The 20,703-nt window shown below is 55.5% G+C and carries 21 protein-coding genes; 18 read left to right on the top strand and 3 right to left on the bottom strand.

The features are described 5' to 3' along the window. Positions 1–275 precede the first annotated feature (275 nt). From MKY12_RS19970 to lipB, 4 genes are all read left to right on the top strand, one after another. Positions 276–1,307, top strand: coding sequence for a thiamine pyrophosphate-dependent dehydrogenase E1 component subunit alpha (locus MKY12_RS19970; RefSeq protein ID WP_036731999.1), 1,032 nt, complete (start codon positions 276–278; stop codon positions 1,305–1,307). 3 nt (positions 1,308–1,310) lie between these two features. Beyond that, entirely contained in the window at positions 1,311–2,297 is a 987-nt protein-coding gene (locus MKY12_RS19965; protein ID WP_036698320.1) for an alpha-ketoacid dehydrogenase subunit beta, read from the top strand. Positions 2,298–2,665: 368 nt separating this feature from the next. Next, a complete protein-coding gene (locus MKY12_RS19960; protein WP_339310473.1) occupies positions 2,666–4,105 on the top strand; it encodes a dihydrolipoamide acetyltransferase family protein in 1,440 nt (479 codons plus the stop codon). A 60-nt stretch (positions 4,106–4,165) separates the two neighbouring features. Further along, on the top strand, positions 4,166–4,897 hold the full coding sequence (gene lipB, locus MKY12_RS19955; RefSeq protein ID WP_339257544.1) for a lipoyl(octanoyl) transferase LipB: 732 nt from the start codon (positions 4,166–4,168) through the stop codon (positions 4,895–4,897). Here lipB and prli42 read toward each other — a convergent pair. Next, positions 4,894–4,995: a stressosome-associated protein Prli42 gene (prli42, locus tag MKY12_RS19950; RefSeq protein ID WP_143803916.1), complete on the bottom strand. Its 102-nt coding sequence runs from the start codon at positions 4,993–4,995 to the stop codon at positions 4,894–4,896. The genes lipB and prli42 overlap by 4 nt on opposite strands. Before the next feature lie 99 nt (positions 4,996–5,094). Between prli42 and MKY12_RS19945 the strand changes: the two genes are divergently transcribed. Continuing rightward, a complete protein-coding gene (locus MKY12_RS19945; RefSeq protein WP_339310472.1) occupies positions 5,095–6,222 on the top strand; it encodes a M20/M25/M40 family metallo-hydrolase in 1,128 nt (375 codons plus the stop codon). A 167-nt stretch (positions 6,223–6,389) separates the two neighbouring features. Here the strand turns inward: MKY12_RS19945 and MKY12_RS19940 are convergent, their stop codons facing one another. Beyond that, the gene (locus MKY12_RS19940; RefSeq protein ID WP_209871109.1) at positions 6,390–6,563 is read right to left on the bottom strand and encodes a hypothetical protein; all 174 of its coding nucleotides are present in this window, start codon (positions 6,561–6,563) and stop codon (positions 6,390–6,392) included. A 77-nt stretch (positions 6,564–6,640) separates the two neighbouring features. Here MKY12_RS19940 and MKY12_RS19935 point away from each other — a divergent pair, with 77 nt between their 5' ends. The 10 genes from MKY12_RS19935 to MKY12_RS19890 all read left to right on the top strand — a co-directional run bounded on the left by MKY12_RS19935 (position 6,641) and on the right by MKY12_RS19890 (position 16,170). After that, positions 6,641–7,213 (top strand): NUDIX hydrolase, encoded by a 573-nt coding sequence (locus MKY12_RS19935; protein WP_209871107.1) that lies wholly within the window; start codon positions 6,641–6,643, stop codon positions 7,211–7,213. Beyond that, on the top strand, positions 7,204–8,397 hold the full coding sequence (locus MKY12_RS19930) for an endonuclease Q family protein (RefSeq protein ID WP_339310471.1): 1,194 nt from the start codon (positions 7,204–7,206) through the stop codon (positions 8,395–8,397). Before MKY12_RS19935 ends, MKY12_RS19930 begins: the two co-directional genes overlap by 10 nt. Before the next feature lie 67 nt (positions 8,398–8,464). Further along, positions 8,465–9,100: a stage II sporulation protein M gene (spoIIM, locus tag MKY12_RS19925; RefSeq protein WP_036732014.1), complete on the top strand. Its 636-nt coding sequence runs from the start codon at positions 8,465–8,467 to the stop codon at positions 9,098–9,100. A gap of 150 nt (positions 9,101–9,250) precedes the next feature. Then, on the top strand, positions 9,251–9,718 hold the full coding sequence (locus MKY12_RS19920) for a Fur family transcriptional regulator (protein WP_036732017.1): 468 nt from the start codon (positions 9,251–9,253) through the stop codon (positions 9,716–9,718). A 680-nt stretch (positions 9,719–10,398) separates the two neighbouring features. Beyond that, a complete protein-coding gene (locus MKY12_RS19915) occupies positions 10,399–10,632 on the top strand; it encodes a DUF4227 family protein (RefSeq protein ID WP_036732023.1) in 234 nt (77 codons plus the stop codon). A 140-nt stretch (positions 10,633–10,772) separates the two neighbouring features. Further along, a complete protein-coding gene (xerD, locus tag MKY12_RS19910) occupies positions 10,773–11,666 on the top strand; it encodes a site-specific tyrosine recombinase XerD (protein WP_036732025.1) in 894 nt (297 codons plus the stop codon). Positions 11,667–11,864: 198 nt separating this feature from the next. Next, complete coding sequence (gene deoB / locus MKY12_RS19905) at positions 11,865–13,043, top strand: phosphopentomutase (RefSeq protein WP_339310470.1); 1,179 nt, start codon at positions 11,865–11,867, stop codon at positions 13,041–13,043. 50 nt (positions 13,044–13,093) lie between these two features. Beyond that, positions 13,094–13,918, top strand: coding sequence for a purine-nucleoside phosphorylase (locus MKY12_RS19900; RefSeq protein ID WP_339310468.1), 825 nt, complete (start codon positions 13,094–13,096; stop codon positions 13,916–13,918). A gap of 57 nt (positions 13,919–13,975) precedes the next feature. Beyond that, positions 13,976–14,839: a purine-nucleoside phosphorylase gene (locus MKY12_RS19895; RefSeq protein WP_036732031.1), complete on the top strand. Its 864-nt coding sequence runs from the start codon at positions 13,976–13,978 to the stop codon at positions 14,837–14,839. Then, positions 14,839–16,170: a pyrimidine-nucleoside phosphorylase gene (locus tag MKY12_RS19890; protein WP_339249472.1), complete on the top strand. Its 1,332-nt coding sequence runs from the start codon at positions 14,839–14,841 to the stop codon at positions 16,168–16,170. Before MKY12_RS19895 ends, MKY12_RS19890 begins: the two co-directional genes overlap by 1 nt. Before the next feature lie 381 nt (positions 16,171–16,551). On the opposite strand, the gene MKY12_RS19885 is transcribed toward MKY12_RS19890, so the two are convergent. Next, complete coding sequence (locus MKY12_RS19885; RefSeq protein ID WP_339310466.1) at positions 16,552–17,598, bottom strand: serine hydrolase; 1,047 nt, start codon at positions 17,596–17,598, stop codon at positions 16,552–16,554. 265 nt (positions 17,599–17,863) lie between these two features. Here MKY12_RS19885 and MKY12_RS19880 point away from each other — a divergent pair, with 265 nt between their 5' ends. From MKY12_RS19880 to MKY12_RS19870, 3 genes are all read left to right on the top strand, one after another. Continuing rightward, complete coding sequence (locus tag MKY12_RS19880) at positions 17,864–18,814, top strand: DUF1177 domain-containing protein (RefSeq protein WP_339310465.1); 951 nt, start codon at positions 17,864–17,866, stop codon at positions 18,812–18,814. A gap of 102 nt (positions 18,815–18,916) precedes the next feature. Beyond that, complete coding sequence (locus MKY12_RS19875) at positions 18,917–19,585, top strand: AroM family protein (protein ID WP_339249466.1); 669 nt, start codon at positions 18,917–18,919, stop codon at positions 19,583–19,585. 17 nt (positions 19,586–19,602) lie between these two features. Beyond that, positions 19,603–20,547 (top strand): aminopeptidase, encoded by a 945-nt coding sequence (locus tag MKY12_RS19870; RefSeq protein WP_339310463.1) that lies wholly within the window; start codon positions 19,603–19,605, stop codon positions 20,545–20,547. The last annotated feature ends 156 nt before the right edge of the window (positions 20,548–20,703 follow it).

Below are 20,703 nucleotides of genomic sequence, written 5' to 3'. Positions count from 1 at the left end.
GAAGGCCGGAGGGAGCGGAAGGCGCGTAATGCGCTGATATCGCTCCATACCGGCTATATTTGTTCGGTTCCAGAGCCCTGCCTTGGCGGAGGGATTTTGGCTTTTCTTTTTGCCGCGAAAAAGATTATAATGGATTTAGTACCTGGTGATAGGATCAGGGCATATATATATTTAGTATTAGGGTCAACCCGCCTGGCGGACGCATCCTGAACCTGTTAGAGATAGCGGGGCTGGAAGCTGAGCGCCGGCAATACTTTTTAGGAGGTACCTCTTATATGGAATCCCAAGGTACTGTAGACACGGTTAACAGACATAAGCAGCTTGGACTCACAGACGGCCAGGTTATCGATATGTACAGATTCATGCAGCTCGGACGGAAATATGATGAGCGCAGTCTGCTGCTGCAGCGTGCGGGCAAGATCAATTTCCATGTATCCGGCATCGGGCAGGAGGCGGCACAGGTCGCGGCGGCATTTGCACTGGACCGGGAGAATGACTATTTCCTGCCCTATTACCGGGACTATGCGTTTGTCCTCTCTGTCGGAATGACCACGCGCGAGCTGATGCTCTCCGTCTTCGCCAAGGCGGAAGATCCCAACAGCGGCGGCCGGCAGATGCCGGGCCACTTCGGCAGCAAGCGCCTGCGGATTGTAACGGGCTCAAGCCCGGTCACGACCCAGGTTCCGCATGCGGCAGGCTTCGCGCTGGCGGCGAAGATGCAGAAGAAGAAGTTCGTCTCCTTCGTTACCTTCGGGGAAGGCTCCAGCAACCAGGGGGATTTCCATGAAGCGTGTAACTTTGCCGGTGTGAATAAGCTGCCTATGATTATTTTTTGCCAGAACAATCAGTATGCGATCTCGATTCCTGCTCACAAGCAGCTTGGCGGCAAGGTCAGCGACCGTGCGCTCGGCTACGGCTTCCCCGGCATCCGGGTGGACGGCAATGATCCGCTGGAGGTCTACCGTGTGGTGAAGGAGGCCCGGGAACGTGCGCTTGCCGGTGAAGGCCCGACCCTGATTGAAGCGATGATGTACCGCTTGTCGCCGCACTCCACTTCGGATAATGATCTGGCTTACCGGACCCAGGAGGAAGTGGATGAGAACTGGAAAAAAGACGGCATCGCCGCGTTCCGCACTTATCTGACCGGACTCGGTCTATGGAGTGACGAGCAGGAGCGTGATCTGGCTGCTGAATATAATCTTGAACTGAAAGAAGCTATAACCTACGCGGAGAATGCGCCGTTCCCGAAACCGGAAGATACGCTGCTGCATGTCTACGATGAATCCGGCCTGAAGGGAGGCGCTTAAGCCATGGCGATGATGGAATATATCGATGCAATCCGGCTGGCGATGAAGGAAGAGATGGAGCGCGATGAGTCGGTGTTCGTGCTGGGTGAGGATGTCGGCGTGAAGGGCGGTGTCTTCACAACAACCAAAGGCTTGCAGGAGCAGTTCGGCGCAGAACGGGTGCTGGACACGCCGCTTGCGGAATCTGCTATTGCAGGGGTGGCCATCGGCGCTGCGATGTATGGCATGAAGCCGATTGCCGAGATGCAATACTCGGATTTCATGCTGCCGGCAACGAACCAGATTATCAGCGAAGCCGCCAAAATCCGCTACCGTTCCAATAATGACTGGAACTGTCCGGTCGTCATCCGTGCGCCGATCGGCGGCGGCATCTTCGGCGGGCTGTACCATTCGCAGTGCCCGGAGTCGATCTTCTTCGGCACGCCGGGACTGAAGATTGTGGCTCCTTATTCGGCTGCAGATGCGAAGGGACTGCTCAAGGCCGCTGTCCGTGATCCTGATCCGGTGCTGTTCTTCGAGAACAAGAAATGCTACAAGCTGATCAAGGGCGATGTGCCGGAAGGCGACTACACGGTGCCGATTGGTGAAGCGAATCTGCTGCGTGAAGGCAGCGATATTACGGTGATCGGGTATAGCCTGCCGCTGCATTTTGCGATGCAGGCAGCGGAGGAGCTGGAGAAGGAGCATGGCGTAACCGCACATATCCTGGATCTGCGCACCCTCCAGCCGCTGGACCGCGAGGCGATTATCGCCGCTGTCCGGCAGACCGGTAAGGTGCTGATTGTCCATGAGGACAACAAGACCGGAGGCATCGGCGCTGAAGTGGCGGCGATTATCGCCGAGCACTGCCTGTTTGACCTCGATGCCCCAATCTTCCGCCTGTGCGGACCCGATGTCCCGGCGATGCCAATCTCACCGCCGATGGAGAAGTTCTTCCTGCTCAGCAAGGATAAGGTTAAGGCTGAGATGCTGCGTCTGGCGCAGTATTAAGTTCAATAGTTCATCCTACCTGGACACCGCGACCGGGACCCGAGCAAGAATGTTGCAGAAAGTGCAACTTGGATATGAAATATACAGTGAATTGGGAAGAATGCTGCACGAAATACAACAATATGTCCGCTCAGCCGCCCGAATGAAGAGAATTGCTGCGTTTTGAGCAACATTTTTGATTTTGGGCAGATTTGTATGAGCGAATGTTGTATTAAGTGCAGGATTTCATGGCTGGCTTTCGAAGCCAGTTTTGTACGAAGCAAATTCAAGAAGTCCACGCTTACAAAACTAAGCCTATGCTTCCGAAGCAGTTTTGTACGAAGTAAATTCAAGAAGTCCACGCTTACAAAACATTAAGGAGTGACATTATGTCTGACAATACAACGCTGACGGATGTAATTATGCCGCAGCTGGCTGAATCGCTGGTGTCAGCGACTATCGGGAAGTGGCTGAAGCAGCCGGGTGATTCGATAGAGCAATATGAGCCGATCTGCGAGCTGATCACGGATAAGGTGAACGCGGAGCTGCCTGCAACGGTAGACGGCACCATGGCCGAGCTGCTGGCCGAAGAGGGCCAGACGGTCAGCGTCGGCGAGATCATCGCCCGCATCGCAGTGGCTGGCTCCGCTGCGCCAGCCGCTGCGGCCCCGTCACCGGCAGCTTCCGGCGACGCCCCTACACCTGCCGCTGCCCCGGCTGCGGCATCCGGCACCGCCCCGCAGGCGGCCCACGCCGCCGCGCGGCCGCCCATGCCCGCTGCGGCTTATGACGCCGCAGCTCCAATGCGGGCCCGTTACTCTCCGGCTGTGCAGACGCTGGCCGCCGAGCACGGCATCAACCTGGCGGCCGTGCCGGGCACCGGCCTGGGCGGACGTATCACACGCAAGGATGTGCTCACGTTCCTGGAGAGCAGCGCCTCCGTTCAGCCGCCGGCACCCGCAGCAGCCCCTGCAGCTGCGCCTGTACCTGACGCAGCTCCTGCACCCGCTGCGCTGCAGCCTGTGTTCCAGCCGGTTCATGATGAGCATCAGCAGGTCCGTAACTCCGGCCTGCATCTTAGCGAATCACCGAAGATTCCGACGATTGAGATCGAAGGCGGACGGGGCAGCAGCTCGGAATATCTGATCGATGTTACGCCGATCCGTAATACGATCGCTACAAGAATGCGCCAGAGCGTCTCGGAGATCCCGCATGCCTGGACGATGATCGAGGTCGATGTGACCAATATGGTGGTGCTGCGCAACAAGCTGAAGGATGAGTTCAAGCGCAAAGAAGGCATTAACCTGACCTATCTCGCTTTTCTGATGAAGGCTGTGGTCAGTGCGATCAAGGATTACCCGATCATGAACTCGGTCTGGGCCGTTGACAAAATCATCGTCAAACGCGACATCAACATCTCGCTGGCTGTAGGCACAGAGGATTCCGTCATGACGCCGGTCATCAAAAAAGCCGATCAGAAGAATGTCGCCGGGCTGGCCCGCGAGATCGACGAACTGGCACTCAAGACACGGGAGGGCAAGCTGCGCCTGGACGATATGCAGGGCGGCACGTTCACGGTGAACAATACCGGCTCGTTCGGTTCGATTCTGTCTTACCCGATTATCAACTATCCGCAGGCGGCAATTCTGACTTTTGAATCCATTGTCAAAAAGCCTGTCGTCATCAATGATATGATTGCCGTACGTTCGATGGCGAATATCTGTCTGTCGCTGGATCACCGGATTCTGGACGGAGTCATCAGCGGACGGTTCCTGCAGCGAGTGAAGGATAATGTGGAAGGCTACACCCCGGAGACGAAGCTCTACTAAGTAAGGCGGTTGCGGACTCCTGGGACAGGGAGAATGAGAAGCAAAGGGGAACTTATGATGATGGAGAACCTGAACCTAAGCAAACTTACAGTTACCATTCTTCCGGTGATGGAGTACGGGGCGGCCTGGGAGCTGCAAAAGGAAGCGGTGCATGCGATTGACGCGGGCACTGCTTCCGAGCAGCTGATTCTTTTGCAGCATCCGCCCACATACACCATCGGTTCGCAGAATCATCCGGAGCATCTGCTCCTCAGCGGGGAACAGCTCAGGCAGCAGGGCATTGCGCTGTTTGAGATCGACCGCGGGGGAGATATTACATATCACGGGCCCGGCCAGCTGGTCGGTTACCCGCTTTTGAAGCTGGGCGAGAACGGCAAGGTTGATCTGCACGGCTATCTGCGCAAGCTGGAGTCGGTGATTATAGCGTATCTTGAGGCCTATGGCATTACGGGAACCCGCAAGCAGGGGTATACCGGGGTGTGGGTCGGTGATGAGAAAATCTGTGCAATCGGCGTAAAGTTCAATAAGTGTAAATTCCGCCGGGGGTTTGTCACCAGTCATGGCTTCGCCTTCAACGTATCGGCCGGGATCGGGCAAAGCGGTTTCACAGGCATTATCCCTTGCGGTATTGCGGAATACGGAGTGACCTCGCTTGAGGAATGCACAGGGCGCGCTTTTGACATCGGGACGGTTGCTGAAGAGCTGGTGCCTTACTTCCTGGAGCAGTTTCCGTATAGCCAAACAGCGCCCGGGGAACCCGGACGCTGTTACTTAAGTGCTAAGCGTGATTAACCGGCCAAAAACGGCTCAATGACGAACAGCACCGTAGAGGCGATCATAGCGAACAGCATGATGTAGATGATAATGCGAAACCATTTTTGTCGTTGCATGAGTGACTCCTTTGAGATTAGTTTAAGTTATGAGCATAAGCCCACAATTGAACGCAGTACAACCATTGTAACGTATCTGAGAAAGAGAGGGAAGTCCATATGATATCAGAAGACCGATTGATCCATGAGTTCATGGAGCTTGTCCAGATTGACAGTGAGACCCGGAATGAACGGCAGATTGCCGATGTGCTTAAGGAGAAGTTCAGCAGCCTGGGGCTGACTGCGGTGGAGGACGATTCGCAGGAGAGAACGGGGCACGGAGCCGGCAACCTGTTCGTGACCTGGCCTGCGGACAGCGGAGTGAGCGCGCCGAAGCTGCTGTTCACCTGCCATATGGATACCGTGGTGCCCGGCCAGAAGATCAAGCCTGCCCTGGGGGAAGACGGCTGGATTCGAAGTGATGGCAGCACCATTCTTGGAGCGGATGACAAAGCGGGACTGGCTGCCCTGTTCGAAGCAATCCGGGTCATTCAGGAGCAGAAGCTGCCGCACGGCCAGATTCAGTTTGTCATTACGGCAGGCGAAGAGTCAGGGCTGATGGGCGCACGTGCGATGGACCCGGCATATCTGGATGCAGACATGGGCTTCGCGCTGGATTCCAACGGAGAAGTGGGAGCCATCGCGATTGCAGCACCGGCACAGGCGAAGGTAACGATGCAGATCTTCGGCAAGTCCGCCCATGCAGGCGTGAACCCGGAGGATGGCATCAGCGCCATTCAGGTAGCGAGCAAAGCGATCTCGGCGATGAAGCTTGGACGGATCGATAACGAGACGACAGCGAATATCGGCAAGTTCGCCGGCGGCGGACCGACGAATGTGGTCTGCGATCATGTGCAGCTGGATGCGGAGGCCCGCAGTATTGTGCAGGAGAAGGTTGAACTGCAGATTGCCTCCATGCGGGAGGCGCTGGAGACTACCGCACGCGACCACGGCGCGCAGAGTGAATTCCGCAGCGAAATTATCTATCCGGCGTTCAGCTTTAATGGGAATGATCCGGTTGTTCAATTGGCTGACCGGGCGATCACTTCGCTGGGCCTGACTACCCGGCTGTTCGCCTCCGGCGGCGGCAGTGATGCCAATGTGTTCAACGGCCTTAAGGTTCCGGTTGTGAATCTGGCGGTTGGCTACGAGGATATCCACACCACGAAGGAGCGGATCAAGGCCGCAGACATCGTCAAGGTGGCCAGCCTGGTTGTAGCCATTGTGGCCGAGAGCCAGAAGGGCTAAGCCGAATAAGAGGCTGTGCAGGGACCGGCCAGGGCAAGGCTTTTGCTGAGACGGTCTGCTGCCGCTTAAGAATAACATTAAAGGAGCTGCTTCCGGGATGATCCGGGAGACAGCTCCTTCTTATACCCTGGAATATCATAGACGCTGACCAGAAGAACGAAGCGGCATTATCCAGCCTTAGAAGCTTTGATCCGCGAATCTGCCTGGAGCAGCAGGATGTAAGCCAGGGGCATATCGCGCCCGTATTGCTTCATCCACCCGGCCATTACGGCCATAATCTGTTCCGGTTTACCTACCATTGTAACTGCGGATGAGCTTGCTTGGACAAGGATGTTATTCATGCCTGCATTCCTTCTTTCTTCTTAAGTTTGCTATAATACACCCTATGCATAACGATGCCAAAGGAGACCACAAATCTATGAAAAAAGATGAAATAAACCGCAACCCCGCATTGGATGAAGAAACATTGTCAACGAAGCCGATTTTTGCAGGCCACATTATTTCGCTTCAGGTGGATACCGTAAGGCTTCCTGACGGCAACACCGCAACCCGCGAGGTCGTGAAGCACCCTGGAGCTGTAGCCGTGCTGGCCTTGAACCAAGGTAAAATGCTGGTCGTGGAGCAGTACCGTCAGCCGATGCACCGTACCGAGGTAGAGATTCCGGCAGGGAAGCTGGATCAGGGAGAAGATCCGCTGGCGGCTGCGGGCCGTGAGCTTCAGGAGGAGACCGGCTTTCATAGCGGGGGACTGAAGCTGCTGAAGTCGTTCTACACCTCGCCCGGCTTCGCCGACGAGATCATTCACCTCTATGTGACCGAGGATGCCCAGCCGGGCGAGATGGCACTGGATGAGGATGAGTTCCTGGAGGTCTCCGAGCTGACGCTGGAGGAAGCCTACCAGTACATTGCGGACGGACGTATTGCCGATGCCAAGACGATGATGGCGGTCTATGCCTGGCATCTTTACACGCTGACAGGCCAATGGCACTAGCGGAGGAGCTCAGCAGCGTCTACTGCGATCTGCATGTGCATATCGGACGGACTTCGGAGGGCCAGGCGGTCAAAATCAGCGGCAGCCGTGATCTGACCTTCGCCGGGATTGCCCGGGAAGCGGCGGAGCGCAAGGGGATTGGCCTGATCGGCATTATCGACAGCCACTCACCGGGCGTGCTGCGTGATATTCATACCGCGCTGGATTCCGGTGAAATGACGATAGCCGCAGGCGGCGGAATTGCGTACCGGGGGACAACGATCCTGCTGGGAACCGAGATTGAGATCCGTGAGCCCGGGCGGCGGGAGTGCCATGTCCTGGCCTTCATGCCGGACCTTAGAACGATGGAGGATTTCAGTACCTGGATGAGCGCCCATATGCGTAATGTGAATCTCAGCTCACAGCGCCTGTACGCTCCTTCCAGGGTACTTCAGGACGAGATTACCGGGCGGGGCGGGCTGCTGATCCCGGCACATATTTTCACGCCTCATAAGGGGCTCTATGGCTGTGCGGCCGAGCGGATGGCTGAGTTATTCGATCTGGACCGCATCGCGGCGGTGGAGCTTGGCCTCAGTGCGGATTCAGAGATGGCAGGGTATATCTCGGAGCTTGACCGCTACAGCTTCCTGACCAATTCCGATGCCCACTCCCTCGGCAAAATCGGCCGCGAGTACAATGTCATCGAGATGCGGGAGCCCTCCTTCGAGGAGCTGAAGCTGGCGCTCCGGCGCTCGGAAGGACGCAGGGTCAGCGCCAACTTCGGGCTGAATCCCCGGCTGGGCAAATATCACCGGACCTACTGCGGCGGCTGCGGCAGCATCATCGATGAAGCCTACAGTACCTCGGAGCGCTGCCCGTATTGCGGTAGTCCGAAGCTGGTCCAGGGTGTGCTGGACCGCATTCTGCACATTGCCGACCGTCCGCTGCCGCAGGTTCCGGAATATCGGCCTCCGTACCATTACCAGGTGCCGCTGGAGTTCATTCCCGGCCTCGGCAAGCGTAAGCTGAACCAGCTGCTGGAGGCTTTTGGCACAGAGATGAACATTCTGCACCGGGCTGCGGAAGCCGAGCTTGCCGCTGTAGCGGGAGCGGAGCTGGCCGGGCTGATCGTGCTGGCCCGTACAGGACAGCTCGTTCTCTCCTCGGGTGGCGGAGGCACCTACGGCAAGGTGCTCAAGAACTAAGGACAAGTCATAGATCAGGACATTCCCTCATATGGTGTAACATGTGACCGGAAAGGGGAATGTCAGGGTGCGCAGTCTAAAGCTGATGGTGAAGGAACAGACGCCTCTTTATATTTTTGTCGCGGTATTATTTCTGGTCGGGGTGGTCTTCGGAGCGCTTATCGTCACTGCGCTTACGCTGGATCAGCAGCAGGAGCTGGGCGATTACTTAAGCAATTTCTTCGTGACGGTCGATCAGCAGGGACTGCCTGCCGCGCAGGATTCATACTGGAGCATCGCCGCTTTTCATCTGAAGTGGGTCGGCCTGATCTGGGTGCTCGGCTTGTCCGTGATCGGACTTCCGGGCATTCTGATTCTGGATTTTCTCAAAGGCGTGCTGATCGGCTTCACCGTCGGCACTCTCGTCAGCCAATATTCCTGGCACGGTATGCTGTTCGCCCTGGTCTCCGTCGCTCCGCATAATCTGGTGCTGATTCCGGTGCTGCTGGTATGCAGCGCGGCGGCCCTCGGTTTCTCCCTGCTAATGATCCGCAGCCGGGTACTGGGACAGCAGCGCCGCACGCAGGTGACTCATCCGTTCATGATGTATACGCTGCTCTCGCTGGGGATGGCGCTGCTGGTGATGGGGGTCTCGGGCTTCGAGGCCTACTTGACGCCCGCGATGATGCGCTGGGTGACGCCGCTTCTGGTGTCGGCCGGGTGAGGAAGAATTTTCAAATATGGAGGATCTGTGAATGTGCGGGCCAGCCCGATCGAGATGCTAAAACCGTTTGACTTCTCAAAGGAAATCCCCCTATAATGGAAGAAGTGGCTTGAAGCCCGGTGTGGTAATTTTCCAAGGGGGAGGCAGACAATGGAAGCCCGAATAGACAAGATTAAGCAACAACTACAATCCCAAGGATACAAGCTTACACCTCAACGGGAAGCGACCTTAAGAGTTCTCCTGGAGAACGAGGATGATCATTTAAGTGCGGAAGATGTATTTATGCTTGTAAAAGAAAAGGCGCCCGAGATCGGTCTTGCCACCGTGTATCGTACCCTGGAACTGCTTAGCGAGCTTCATGTCGTGGAGAAGATCAATTTCGGAGACGGTGTGGCCCGCTATGATCTGCGTACGGATACGGCGAAGCATCATCACCATCATTTGATTTGTGTGCAGTGCGGAAGTATGGATGAGATTCGTGAGGATTGGCTGGGTCCGCTGGAAGAGCGGCTGGAGCAGGAATACAACTTCACGGTGGTTGATCATAGACTTGATTTTCACGGAATATGCCACCGCTGCAAGGATAAGAACCCGGCAGAGGACAATACTCCAGAATAAGCGTATATAGAACGTGGACTTAAGAATGCTTCATTGCGGATTTCCTAAGTTCATCTTCAAATGAGGAATGACCGCGCAAGCTCTCCCCCGGCTGAATGGCTGGAGGGGAGCTTTTTAATTGCCGGGAGAGCAAGGATAGTGTGCTGTAGCGGGGGGACGAAAGGGATAAATCCCTTTGAATTGGCCGGAAGTTGGCTGGACGGGTAGTTGATGGAGAGTAATGAAGAGCACAAGTGCCCCTGAATTGAGCAGATGCGGGCTAAATGAGCGAATGAAGAGCACAAGTGCCCCTGAATTGAGCAGATGCGGGCTAAGTGAGCGAATGAAGAGCACAAGTGCCCCTGAATTGAGCAGATGCGGGCTAAGTGAGCGAATGAAGAGCACAAGTGCCCCTGAATTGAGCGGATGCGGGCTATATGAAGCGAATGAGGTGTATAAGTGCGCCTCATTAAACCCCGTTAACCCGGATGCCGCCAGCCAGCGGGTAGATTAAGTAACCTAAGGCGAATTTGTTCCCCGACATACATAACATGGCCCTCCGGCGCATAAAGTGAAGGACGAGTTCTGCCCGCATTCTTTCTACTCTCCGCACTTGCGTGCGCTTACCCAAGCGCAGCAGAAGGTGAGCATATGCAGGATGCAGACGCAGACGCTGATTTCATTTTGAGGAGGCTGCCAAGATGATTATTTCTCTGCCCCGCACGGTGCGCCGGCTGTATTTCATGACGATGCTTGTGGCGGTAAGCTGTGTGCTGTATTATGTTTTGAGCTGGGTCAGCGCATGGATCAGTCCGGCCCGCAATGTTGAGATTCCGGAAGGCACCGCCGTCCGGGCGTTTCAGGATGTCCAGTATGGGGAACAGGGGATAAGTGCGGGGGAGCGCCTGCGCCTTTTTTACTGGTACGGGGAGTAACGGGACGGATTGCAGGATTAAGGGAGAAGTATGTCGAATCAATCTATAGCATGTCATGGAACAACGCTGTTCCGGCTGCTGGATCTCAACCCGCTGCGAAGCCGCATGAAGCAGCCTGAGTCTGACAGGAGCGTGAATTGATGAAGTCATACTTACAGCCGTTTATGCAGTATTTGTCCGGGGACAAAGGATTGTCTCCTAGTACGCTGGAATCCTATGGACGGGATATTTCGCAGTTTCTGGAGTTTACGGAAGAGCGGGGCCTGGACGCGGCCGAAGAGATTAGAAGAACGCATATTATGCTCTATTTGGGTGCCCTGCGCGGAGCAGGGAAGGCAGCAGCCACGGTGAACCGGAATACGGTATCGCTGCGCGCCTATTTTCATTTTTTGCTGAAGGAACGGCTGATTGTCCAAGATCCTACGCTGGATATGGAAGCCATGAAGCCGAGTCACAAGCCGCCGATCATCCTCAGCATTGAGGAGATCGAACGTCTGCTGGCGGCTCCGGATGAAGCTGCTCCCCAGGGGATGCGCGATAAGGCTATGCTGGAGCTGCTGTATGCGACGGGTATCCGTGTGACGGAGCTGATCTCGCTGAATGTGGAGGATGTGAACACATCCTTACGGTTCGCACGCTGCAGCGGCGCCTCCGGCAAGGAGCGTGTGGTCCCGATCGGCGTGATTGCGGCTGATTGCGTAGCCCGTTATACCTCAGGGATGCGGGACAAGCTGCTGCGTGCGAGCCGGGAGGAGCCTGCGCTGTTCCTGAATAGTCTGGGCGGACGGCTGACCCGTCAGGGCTTTTGGAAAATCATCAAAAAATACGCGCGTGAAGCTCAGATTGAGCAGGACATCACACCGCATACTCTGCGCCACTCCTTCGCTGCGCATCTGCTGGAAGGCGGGGCGGACCTGCGCTCTGTGCAGCAGATGCTGGGCCATTCCGATAGTTCGACCACTCAGATATACAGCGGAATTGCCCGCAAGAATATGAAGGAGGTCTACGAGAATCATCATCCCAGGGCGAAATAGCCAGCTGTGCAGGGATGAGGGACCTTAGGAATACGGGCGGGCGGATCGGATTGGGCCGAAAAGATGCTTTTTGTGAGTAAGAAAGTTATGATGGAATCATACTGAAGAAATCGCTCCCGGGAGAGGGTCTCCCGGAGTTTCTTCATGCTTAGAGCAGACGACAAGATTAGGCAAACTATAAAAGGAGTGAAGACGGCAATGTCCTCATTTAAACGCATCGGATTTATTGTTCTGGACAGTGTAGGTATCGGTGAAGCGCCGGATGCCGCTAATTTCGGAGATACAGGCTCCCATACGCTGGGCCATATTCTGGAACGGGTTCCGGGTCTTAAGCTTCCGAATCTGCAGCAGCTCGGGCTGGCGAATATCGCACCGCTGCCACCGCTTGAGCCGGTAACGGCCCCTACAGGCTACTACGGTAAAATGCAGGAGGTATCTGTAGGCAAGGACACGATGACCGGCCACTGGGAGCTGATGGGGCTGAAGATCGAGGTTCCTTTTAACACCTACTTTGACGGCTTCCCGGCCGAGCTGATTGAGAAATTCGAAGCGGCTACCGGACGCAAGGTCATCGGCAACAAGCCAGCCTCCGGCACGGAGATTCTCGTGGAATACGGCGAGGAGCAGATGAAGACGGGGGCATGGATAGTCTATACCTCGGCGGACAGCGTGTTCCAGCTTGCGGCACATGAAGATATTATTCCTCTGGAGGAGCTGTACAGCGCCTGTAAAATTGCCCGTGAGCTGACGATGGCACCCGAGTTCTCCGTAGGCCGTGTGATTGCCCGCCCTTATGTCGGCGAGCCGGGGAATTTCGTGCGTACACCGAACCGCCATGATTATGCGGTGAAGCCGCCGGAGCCTACGGTGATGAATGCGCTGGAGGATATCGGCAAGGATGTGATTGCTGTGGGTAAGATCAATGATATTTTTACCGGTGAAGGGGTAACCGCAACCTATCCGACCAAAAGCAATGAACACGGCATCCAGATAACCATTGACGAGCTGCGCAAGCCGTTCAACGGATTCCTGTTCACCAATCTGGTGGACTTCGATTCCCTCTACGGCCACCGCCGTGATCCGGAAGGCTACGGCCGTGCGCTGGAGGTATTCGATCAGGCGCTGCCTGAGCTGCTCGCTACGCTTGGTGAGGATGATCTGCTGATCATCTCCGCAGACCATGGCAACGACCCGGTTCATGCAGGAACAGATCATACGCGCGAATATGTGCCGCTCCTGGTCTACAGCCCAAGATTCAAGACACCCGGCAGCCTCGGCATCCGCCAGACCTTCTCGGATGTGGCCGCGACAATCGCCGATAACTTCGGGGCGAAGGCTCCGCAGTACGGGACAAGCTTTTTGTCTGAATTACAGTAATCACACCACAGCTTGAACTGGATTTTTTGAAAAAAGAAGGAGTGTAACCCATGACCACTATAACCTCAAGCAAAATTCAAGAAGCCGCCGTATATATCAAAGATAAATGCACCGTCGCCCCCGAAATCGGGCTGATCCTGGGCTCCGGCCTGGGCATCCTGGCGGATCTGATCACAGATGAAGTCGTTATTCCTTATCATGAGATTCCTCATTTCCCGGTGTCCACAGTTGAAGGACATGAAGGTGAGCTGCTGATTGGCATGATCGAAGGCCGCCGCGTGGTCCTGATGAAGGGCCGCTTCCACATGTATGAAGGCTACGGCCCTGAGGTTACAGCCTTCCCGGTACGGGTGATGAAGGAGCTGGGCGTAACCAGCCTGCTGGTCACCAACGCTGCCGGTGGCGTCAACACGGAATACACACCGGGCGATCTCATGCTGATTACGGACCATCTGAACCTGACCGGACGCAATCCGCTGAGCGGACCGAATGACAATGCGCTGGGCGTACGGTTCCCGGATATGTCCTCAGCTTACAGCCCGCGTCTGATTGCAGCCGCCAAGGAAGCAGCCGCCGCACTGAATTTTGAGTTCAAGGAAGGCGTATATGCGGGTCTGCTCGGACCGAACTATGAGACGCCTGCTGAGATCGTGATGCTGCGCCGCCAGGGAGCAGATGCCGTAGGCATGTCCACCGTATCCGAGACCATCGTTGCCCGCCATGCTGGGATTGAAGTGCTGGGTATTTCCTGCATCACCAACATGGCAGCCGGTATTCTTCCACAGCCGCTGAATCATGCAGAGGTGATGGAGACCGCTGAGCGTGTGCGCGAGCAGTTCCTGAAGCTTGTGCTTGCTTTTATTCCCAAAATGTAGGTACTGCTTCACATACGCGTTATTCTATACACAATCCATATCCGGGAGGATCAACCTATGACAACACCAACAACAGTCCCATACGGCACTCAGGTTCAGGAAGCGGCTGCTTATATTCAATCCAAATTCGGCGGTTATACACCGTCTATCGGCCTTATTCTGGGTTCAGGTCTTGGCGACCTGGGCGATCAGATCGAAGATGCAGTCTACCTGCCTTATGAAGAAATTCCGCATTTCCCCCATTCAACGGTAGAAGGCCATGCCGGACGGTTCGTGATCGGTAAGCTGGAAGGCAAGGATGTTATGATCATGCAGGGCCGTTTTCACTACTATGAAGGTTATGAGATGCGCAAGGTAGTTCTTCCGGTCTATGTAATGGCTAAGCTGGGCATCGGCACCCTTGTCATTACCAACGCTGGCGGCGGGATGAACAGAGCGTTCAAGGCAGGCGACCTGATGCTGATTACCGACCACCTCAATATGACCGGCGACAACCCGCTGATCGGACCGAATGATCCGGAGCTGGGCGTAAGATTCCCTGATATGTCCAGTGCTTATGACCCTGAATATATCCAGCTTGCGAAAAAGCTTGCAGGCGGAGTTACAGGTGTGGACGGTGAAGCGCTTGTCCTGCAGGAAGGCGTATATGCCGGCATCAGCGGCCCTACTTATGAGACCCCGGCTGAGCTGAAAATGCTGGCCTATCTCGGCGGCGATGCCGTGGGCATGTCCACCGTGCCAGAGGTTATCGTGGCCAGTCACAGCAAGCTGCGTGTGCTCGGCATTACCTGTATCACCGATATGGCGATTGGCGATGAGCTGGAGCCGCTCACCCATGAGCAGGTGGTAAAAGTGGCGAACCTGACCAAGCCAAAATTCATCGGACTGGTGCGCTCCTTCGTCCGTGAGGTACAGATCTAATGCGTGCTGTTGATCTTATTCAGAAGAAAAGAGACGGCGGTGAGCTTAGCCGCGAAGAAATAGCATTTCTGATTCAAGGCTACAGCAAAGGGGAAATCCCGGATTATCAAATTTCCGCCTGGGCGATGGCTGTGTATTTCCGCGGAATGAACGCCCGCGAGACCGGCGACCTGACCCTGGAGATGGCAATGTCCGGCGACCAGGTGGACCTTAGCCCGATTGCGGGCATCAAGGTGGACAAGCATTCTACCGGAGGCGTGGGCGACAAGACGACAGTTGTGCTGGCACCGCTGGTCGCAGCGGCCGGAGTTCCGGTAGCCAAAATGTCCGGGCGCGGCCTCGGCCACACCGGAGGCACGCTGGACAAGCTGGAGTCGATTACGGGATTCTCGGTGGAGATGGACCGGGAACGGTTCTTCGCCCAGGTGGGCGAGATTGGCGCGGCGGTGATCGGCCAGTCCGGCAACATTACGCCGGCGGATAAGAAGCTGTATGCCCTGCGTGATGTGACAGCCACGGTGGAATCGATCCCGCTGATTGCCAGCTCCGTCATGAGCAAGAAGATCGCCGCAGGCGCGGACGCCATCGTGCTGGATGTGAAGACCGGCAGCGGCGCATTCATGAAGACGCTGGAGGATTCCATCGCGCTTGCCCAGGCGATGGTGGATATCGGTACTCACCTTGGCCGCAACACGGTTGCGGTCATCAGCGATATGGACCAGCCGCTGGGCTTCGGCATCGGCAATGCCCTGGAGATCAAGGAGGGCATCGAGACCTTGAACGGCCACGGGCCGAAGGATCTGCAGGAGGTCTGCCTGATCCTGGGCAGCCAGATGCTCGTACTCGGCGGCAAGGCCAAGGATGAAGAAGAAGCACGCTCCATGCTGCTGTCCCATATCAAGGACGGCAGTGCGCTGGATAAGTTCAAGCAGATGGTGTCGGCCCAGGGCGGCGATGCCTCACAGATTGATTCTCCTGACACCTTGCCAGCTGCCCGCAGATTCATCGAAGTGAAGGCTGCGACCGCTGGCTATGTGGAGAGCATCCAGGCTGAAGAGATCGGTGTGGCTGCGATGCTGCTCGGTGCAGGACGCGAGACGAAGGAGTCCGTGATCGATCTGGCGGTCGGCATTCAGCTCTCGCTGAAGGTCGGCGACGCGGTGGCCGCAGGCGATACGCTGGCAGTGCTGCATGTGAACGATGCCAGCGAGAGCAAGGTGCAGGAAGCCGAAGCCAAAGTGCTTGAGGCTTACCGCATCTCCGCCCAGCCGGTTCCGCCGCAGCCCCTGGTTTTTGCGCTGGTGACCAAGGATGGGGTAACGAGGTATTAGAGCGGACTCCGGTTCCTGCGAACCCGGATAGTTGAATTCCATAGGAATGACCAACAAGCCGTACAATCAGCAAATTGCTGTTGTGCGGCTTGTTTTGGTTTGTTTGGGTTGATTTGGGTTGGGGTGGTTGGGCTGTTCAGGAGCAACCCCGTAGGAAGCAAGTGGAAAAAGGGCATTTAATTATCATTAAATGAACAATAATTGGATTTTAGTTGGAAAAAGCACATCTAATTATCCCATACGCCCGGCTAGGAAGAGAAATCAGCAAAATTAAGTGACGTTTATCCATTTACTGTAGGGTGGACGATCCATATGCTGGAAATAAGTGTGCAAATTCCACTTATTACATAACCCTGTGTGCCGTTCTGTGCGAACACACTGCTAATTCAGCGGCAGAATTCCCTCAACGGCCAGCATCATCTGATAGACATCTCCACTCTGGTTACTGAGAGCAGTGAAGGTGGCACCGTTTGCCGGATAGAATGCGGAGCGGAAGCTGATGCCTGGATCGTAGCCCATGACATGGTATTTTAACACCTCATTGTTACTCATCGAAATCCATATTCCATAGCCATAGCAGGTGGCCTCATCCACATGAATATGCGGTATGAGCAGCAGGGCTGTCGTCTCGGGCTGCAGCAGCTTGTGCTCTAGCAGGCTTGTCCACAACTTCTGCATGTCCGCTGCTGTAACAAAAGCACCGCCATCGCCGCCGCCCACAACCGGAAGAGAGTAGATGTTACTGACATGCTGACCATTACCGTTGTCGATATACCCGAGAGCTGTATTGGCCGGGAGTGCATCAAAGGAGAAATAACCGGAATGCTGCATTCCGCAAGGCCGGAAAATATGCTGTTCCACATAATCCGTGAACTTCATCCCGCTGACCGTTTCTATGAGCAGGCTAAGCATGATGTAACCCGCATTGTTGTAGTGGAACCGCTCGCCGGGACTGAATTTCATCGGCAGTGCCCCGAACATGGGCAGGAAATCAACGGGCCGCCTCAGCGTATACATCGGGGTATCGTTCCAGAGTGCTGCGAAATCATCCATCGTCTCCTCGTCAAAATAATCCGGAATCCCGGAGCTATGCGTCAGCAGCTCATGTACTGTGATCTCCCGGTTAAACAGAGGAAACTCCAGTTCGTGCAAGATTTCCAGTGCTTTGCTGTCAAAAGAAAGCTTGCCCTGCTCCACCATCTGGCAGACGGCTATGGCTGTGAACAGCTTGCTCCCGGAAGCAATCCCGAATCGGGTATCCACCCGGTTACTCCGTTCCTCCGCCATATTGGCCTGGCCGTAAGCCGCTGCTGCTAGAGTCTGTTCCTTGTGCGAGACCTGCACCACCCCCGAGAACCCGGAGCGCCGGGCTTCTTCACCGATGATCGGTTCTAGCTGTTCTGCTTGTACTATCTGTTTCTGCTTCATGTAATGACCTCTTTTCTGACATTCTGATGGTGTAATCTTTCTTGTATTCGCCAATTTGGAGACAATTCCCTTTATTTATTGCGGTGTACTTAGACTGAGGCCAGGCATCTGGACTAAGAGTGTACTCTGCGCGTAAGGTTTATCTGCAAAGGACAAGAAATGCTGTTCCAGTTTGGCAGGGCGGTACATTGTGGACATTTTGCCGGATGAGATAGTATAAATGCAAACATGACAAACATGAGCATGCATCCGGGGAGGAATTAGAATGGCACTTCATCAAACGATTACAGTCTTGAACGCACTGGACAGCGCTTATGTTAACGGTAAGCAGGTCAAGCAGTTATTCGCAGAATATCCTGCGGTTAAGGTTGAGATTCAGAAGGTGGAAGGGGAAAAGGGCAGCACAGAATTCGTTAAAATCACGATCCCGGGCAGCGAAGGCAAGCTTGGCGGCGGATCTGCACCAACGTTCGGTATTGTCGGCAGACTGGGGGGGATCGGGGCGCGCCCGAGCCGGATTGGCCTGGTCTCTGATGCAGACGGTGCGGTAGCGGCGATTGCTTCTGCGCTGAAGCTGGCAGACATGCAGACCAAAGGGGATGTGCTGCTGGGGGATGTGCTGGTTACCACCCATATTTGCCCGGATGCGCCGACCCTGCCGCACGAGCCGGTGGATTTTATGGATTCCCCTGTGGACATTCTGCAGATGAATGAGCATGAAGTGCTGCCGGAGATGGAAGCGGTTCTATCAATTGATACGACCAAAGGCAACCGTGTGGTGAACCATAAAGGGATCGCTATATCTCCGACCGTCAAGGAAGGTTACATTCTGCGTGTTAGTGAGGATCTGCTGCGCATTAAGGAAATGACAACAGGACAGTATCCGGTAACTTTTCCGGTGACAACACAGGATATTACGCCTTACGGCAACGGGCTGTACCATATCAATTCGATCCTTCAGCCTGCTGTAGCAACTTCTGCACCGGTGGTTGGATTGGCTATTACGGCCCAGTCGATGGTTCCGGGCTGTGGTACCGGTGCCAGCCATGAGGTGGATATTGCTCAGGCGGTGCGTTTTGCTATCGAGACGGCCAAGGAAGTAACGCAGGGGACATGTTCCTTCTACAACGAGACGGAGTTTGCCAAAATTACTGAGTTGTACGGCTCCATGAGCGTACTGCAGACGCTTGGTAAACCGGCAGTCACTTCTCACTAACAGGATAACAGATGTACGATTACAGTCAGGCGCTGAGCTTCTTTCAGCGCCTGCTCTATTAGCACAGCTTGGCTGTAACCCATAGCGTCTGGAGGGACAAGAATGAAGAATATCGGGCTGATTACGATTGGGCAAGCACCCAGGCAGGATGTCGCGCCCATCATTGAGAAATATCTGGAAGGCAAGGCGGGACTAGTTCAGTCCGGGGTGCTGGACGGGTTCACGGCTGAACAGGTTAAGGAGTATTACAGTCCAGCCCCGGGGGAGTATGTGCTGACCACCCGCATGGCGGACGGGTCCGCTGCGGTAATCTCGCGGGAGCGGATACAGTCCGTTCTCCAAGGGAAGATTGATGCTATGGAAGCCGCTGGGATTCGGACGATCCTGCTGGCGTGTACGGGAGTTTTTCCGGGGCTGCATACGTCTGCTGCCCATCTGATTGAGCCGGACCGGATCATTCCTCCGGTCGTGCAGGCGATGCTGGACGGGCGTCGTCTGGGACTGATTGGCCCTTTGCCGGAGCAGGAGGACGCAATGATTGAGAAATTCGCAGGCGCCGGAGCCAGGCTGCCGTTCGCTGCGGCTTCACCTTATACGGGTACGGAAGCGGATTTTCGCGCCGCAGCAGAGCGTCTGAGCGGTCATGCGGATGTGTTAGTGCTTGACTGTATGGGATATGTGGAGCAGCATAGACAGTGGGCGGCCTCCGCAGGAGTGCCCGCCGTGCTGTCCAATGCCCTGATGGGCAAGCTGGTAGCAGAAATGGTGTAATTCGGGAGGAAATGAAGATGAGTGAAGCAAGAATTAGAATTAGCATGAATGTTCTTAAGGATTGTCTCGGGCTTGTCAGCGGAGAACTGCTGGCTGTAGTAGCCGACGATGAAAAGCGTGATCTGGCCGAGTCGGTCTATGAGGCGGGCAAGCGGCTGGGAGCGGAATCGATGCTGCTAGTTATGCAGCCGCGGAGCAGATCGGGGGAGGAGCCTCCGGCTCCAGTTGCCGAAGCTATGGCTAAGGCGGATGTGGCCGTATGCATCACGACACATTCGATGACACATACGGCGGCGCGCAAGCAGGCAGCCGCGGCAGGAACCCGGGTAGCTACCATGCCGGGGATCACCGATGATATGTTCAGCCACGGCGCGATCACTGCGGATTATGGGCAGGTGAAGGCGCTGACCGAGCAGGTCGCTGCGCTGTTGTCTGCGGGCAGCCGGGTGCGCGTGGAGAAGGAGGGGCTTGCGCTCACCTTCTCTATTGACGGCCGCGAGGGCATCCTTAGCACCGGATTATATCTAAATCCGGGAGAGTCAGGCAATCTGCCCTCCGGTGAAGCTTATATTGCACCGCTGGAAGGCACAGCTAGCGGCCAGATTAAGGTGGATGGCTCGGTAGCAGGGATTGGCGCACTGGATGGCCCGATGGTGCTGACCGTGGAAGATGGACGGCTGATCCATGCCGACGGGGAGCATGGCGGCAAGCTGCTGGACATGCTTGGCGATGGCGATGGCCGGCTGCTGGGCGAATTCGGCATCGGGACCAATAACAAGGCCCGGATTACAGGCGTGGTGCTGGAGGATGAGAAGGTGTACGGGACGATCCATGTTGCTTTTGGCAGCAATAATACGTTTGGCGGGGTCGTTGCGGCTGGCGTGCATATTGATGCTGTGGTCATGAAGCCGGATGTGTATATCGACGATAAGCTGATTATGCAGGCTGGGGAATTGCTGTAAGCGTAGTGGAAGCAGCAGAATGCAAGGTTAAATAAGCCGCATCACAGATTTGGACGGTGGGTGCAATCGCAACTGTAGTGAACCTTTGGATTTCCGGCTGCTATTGCTGTTTATGGCTGAAATAGGGTGGCTGGTTATGCTTTTGCAGCATCTAAA

The organism is Paenibacillus sp. FSL M7-0896 (assembly GCF_037975415.1).
Classification (GTDB): domain Bacteria; phylum Bacillota; class Bacilli; order Paenibacillales; family Paenibacillaceae; genus Paenibacillus_AQ; species Paenibacillus_AQ silagei.
This window is presented reverse-complemented; position numbering and strand designations above follow the sequence as displayed.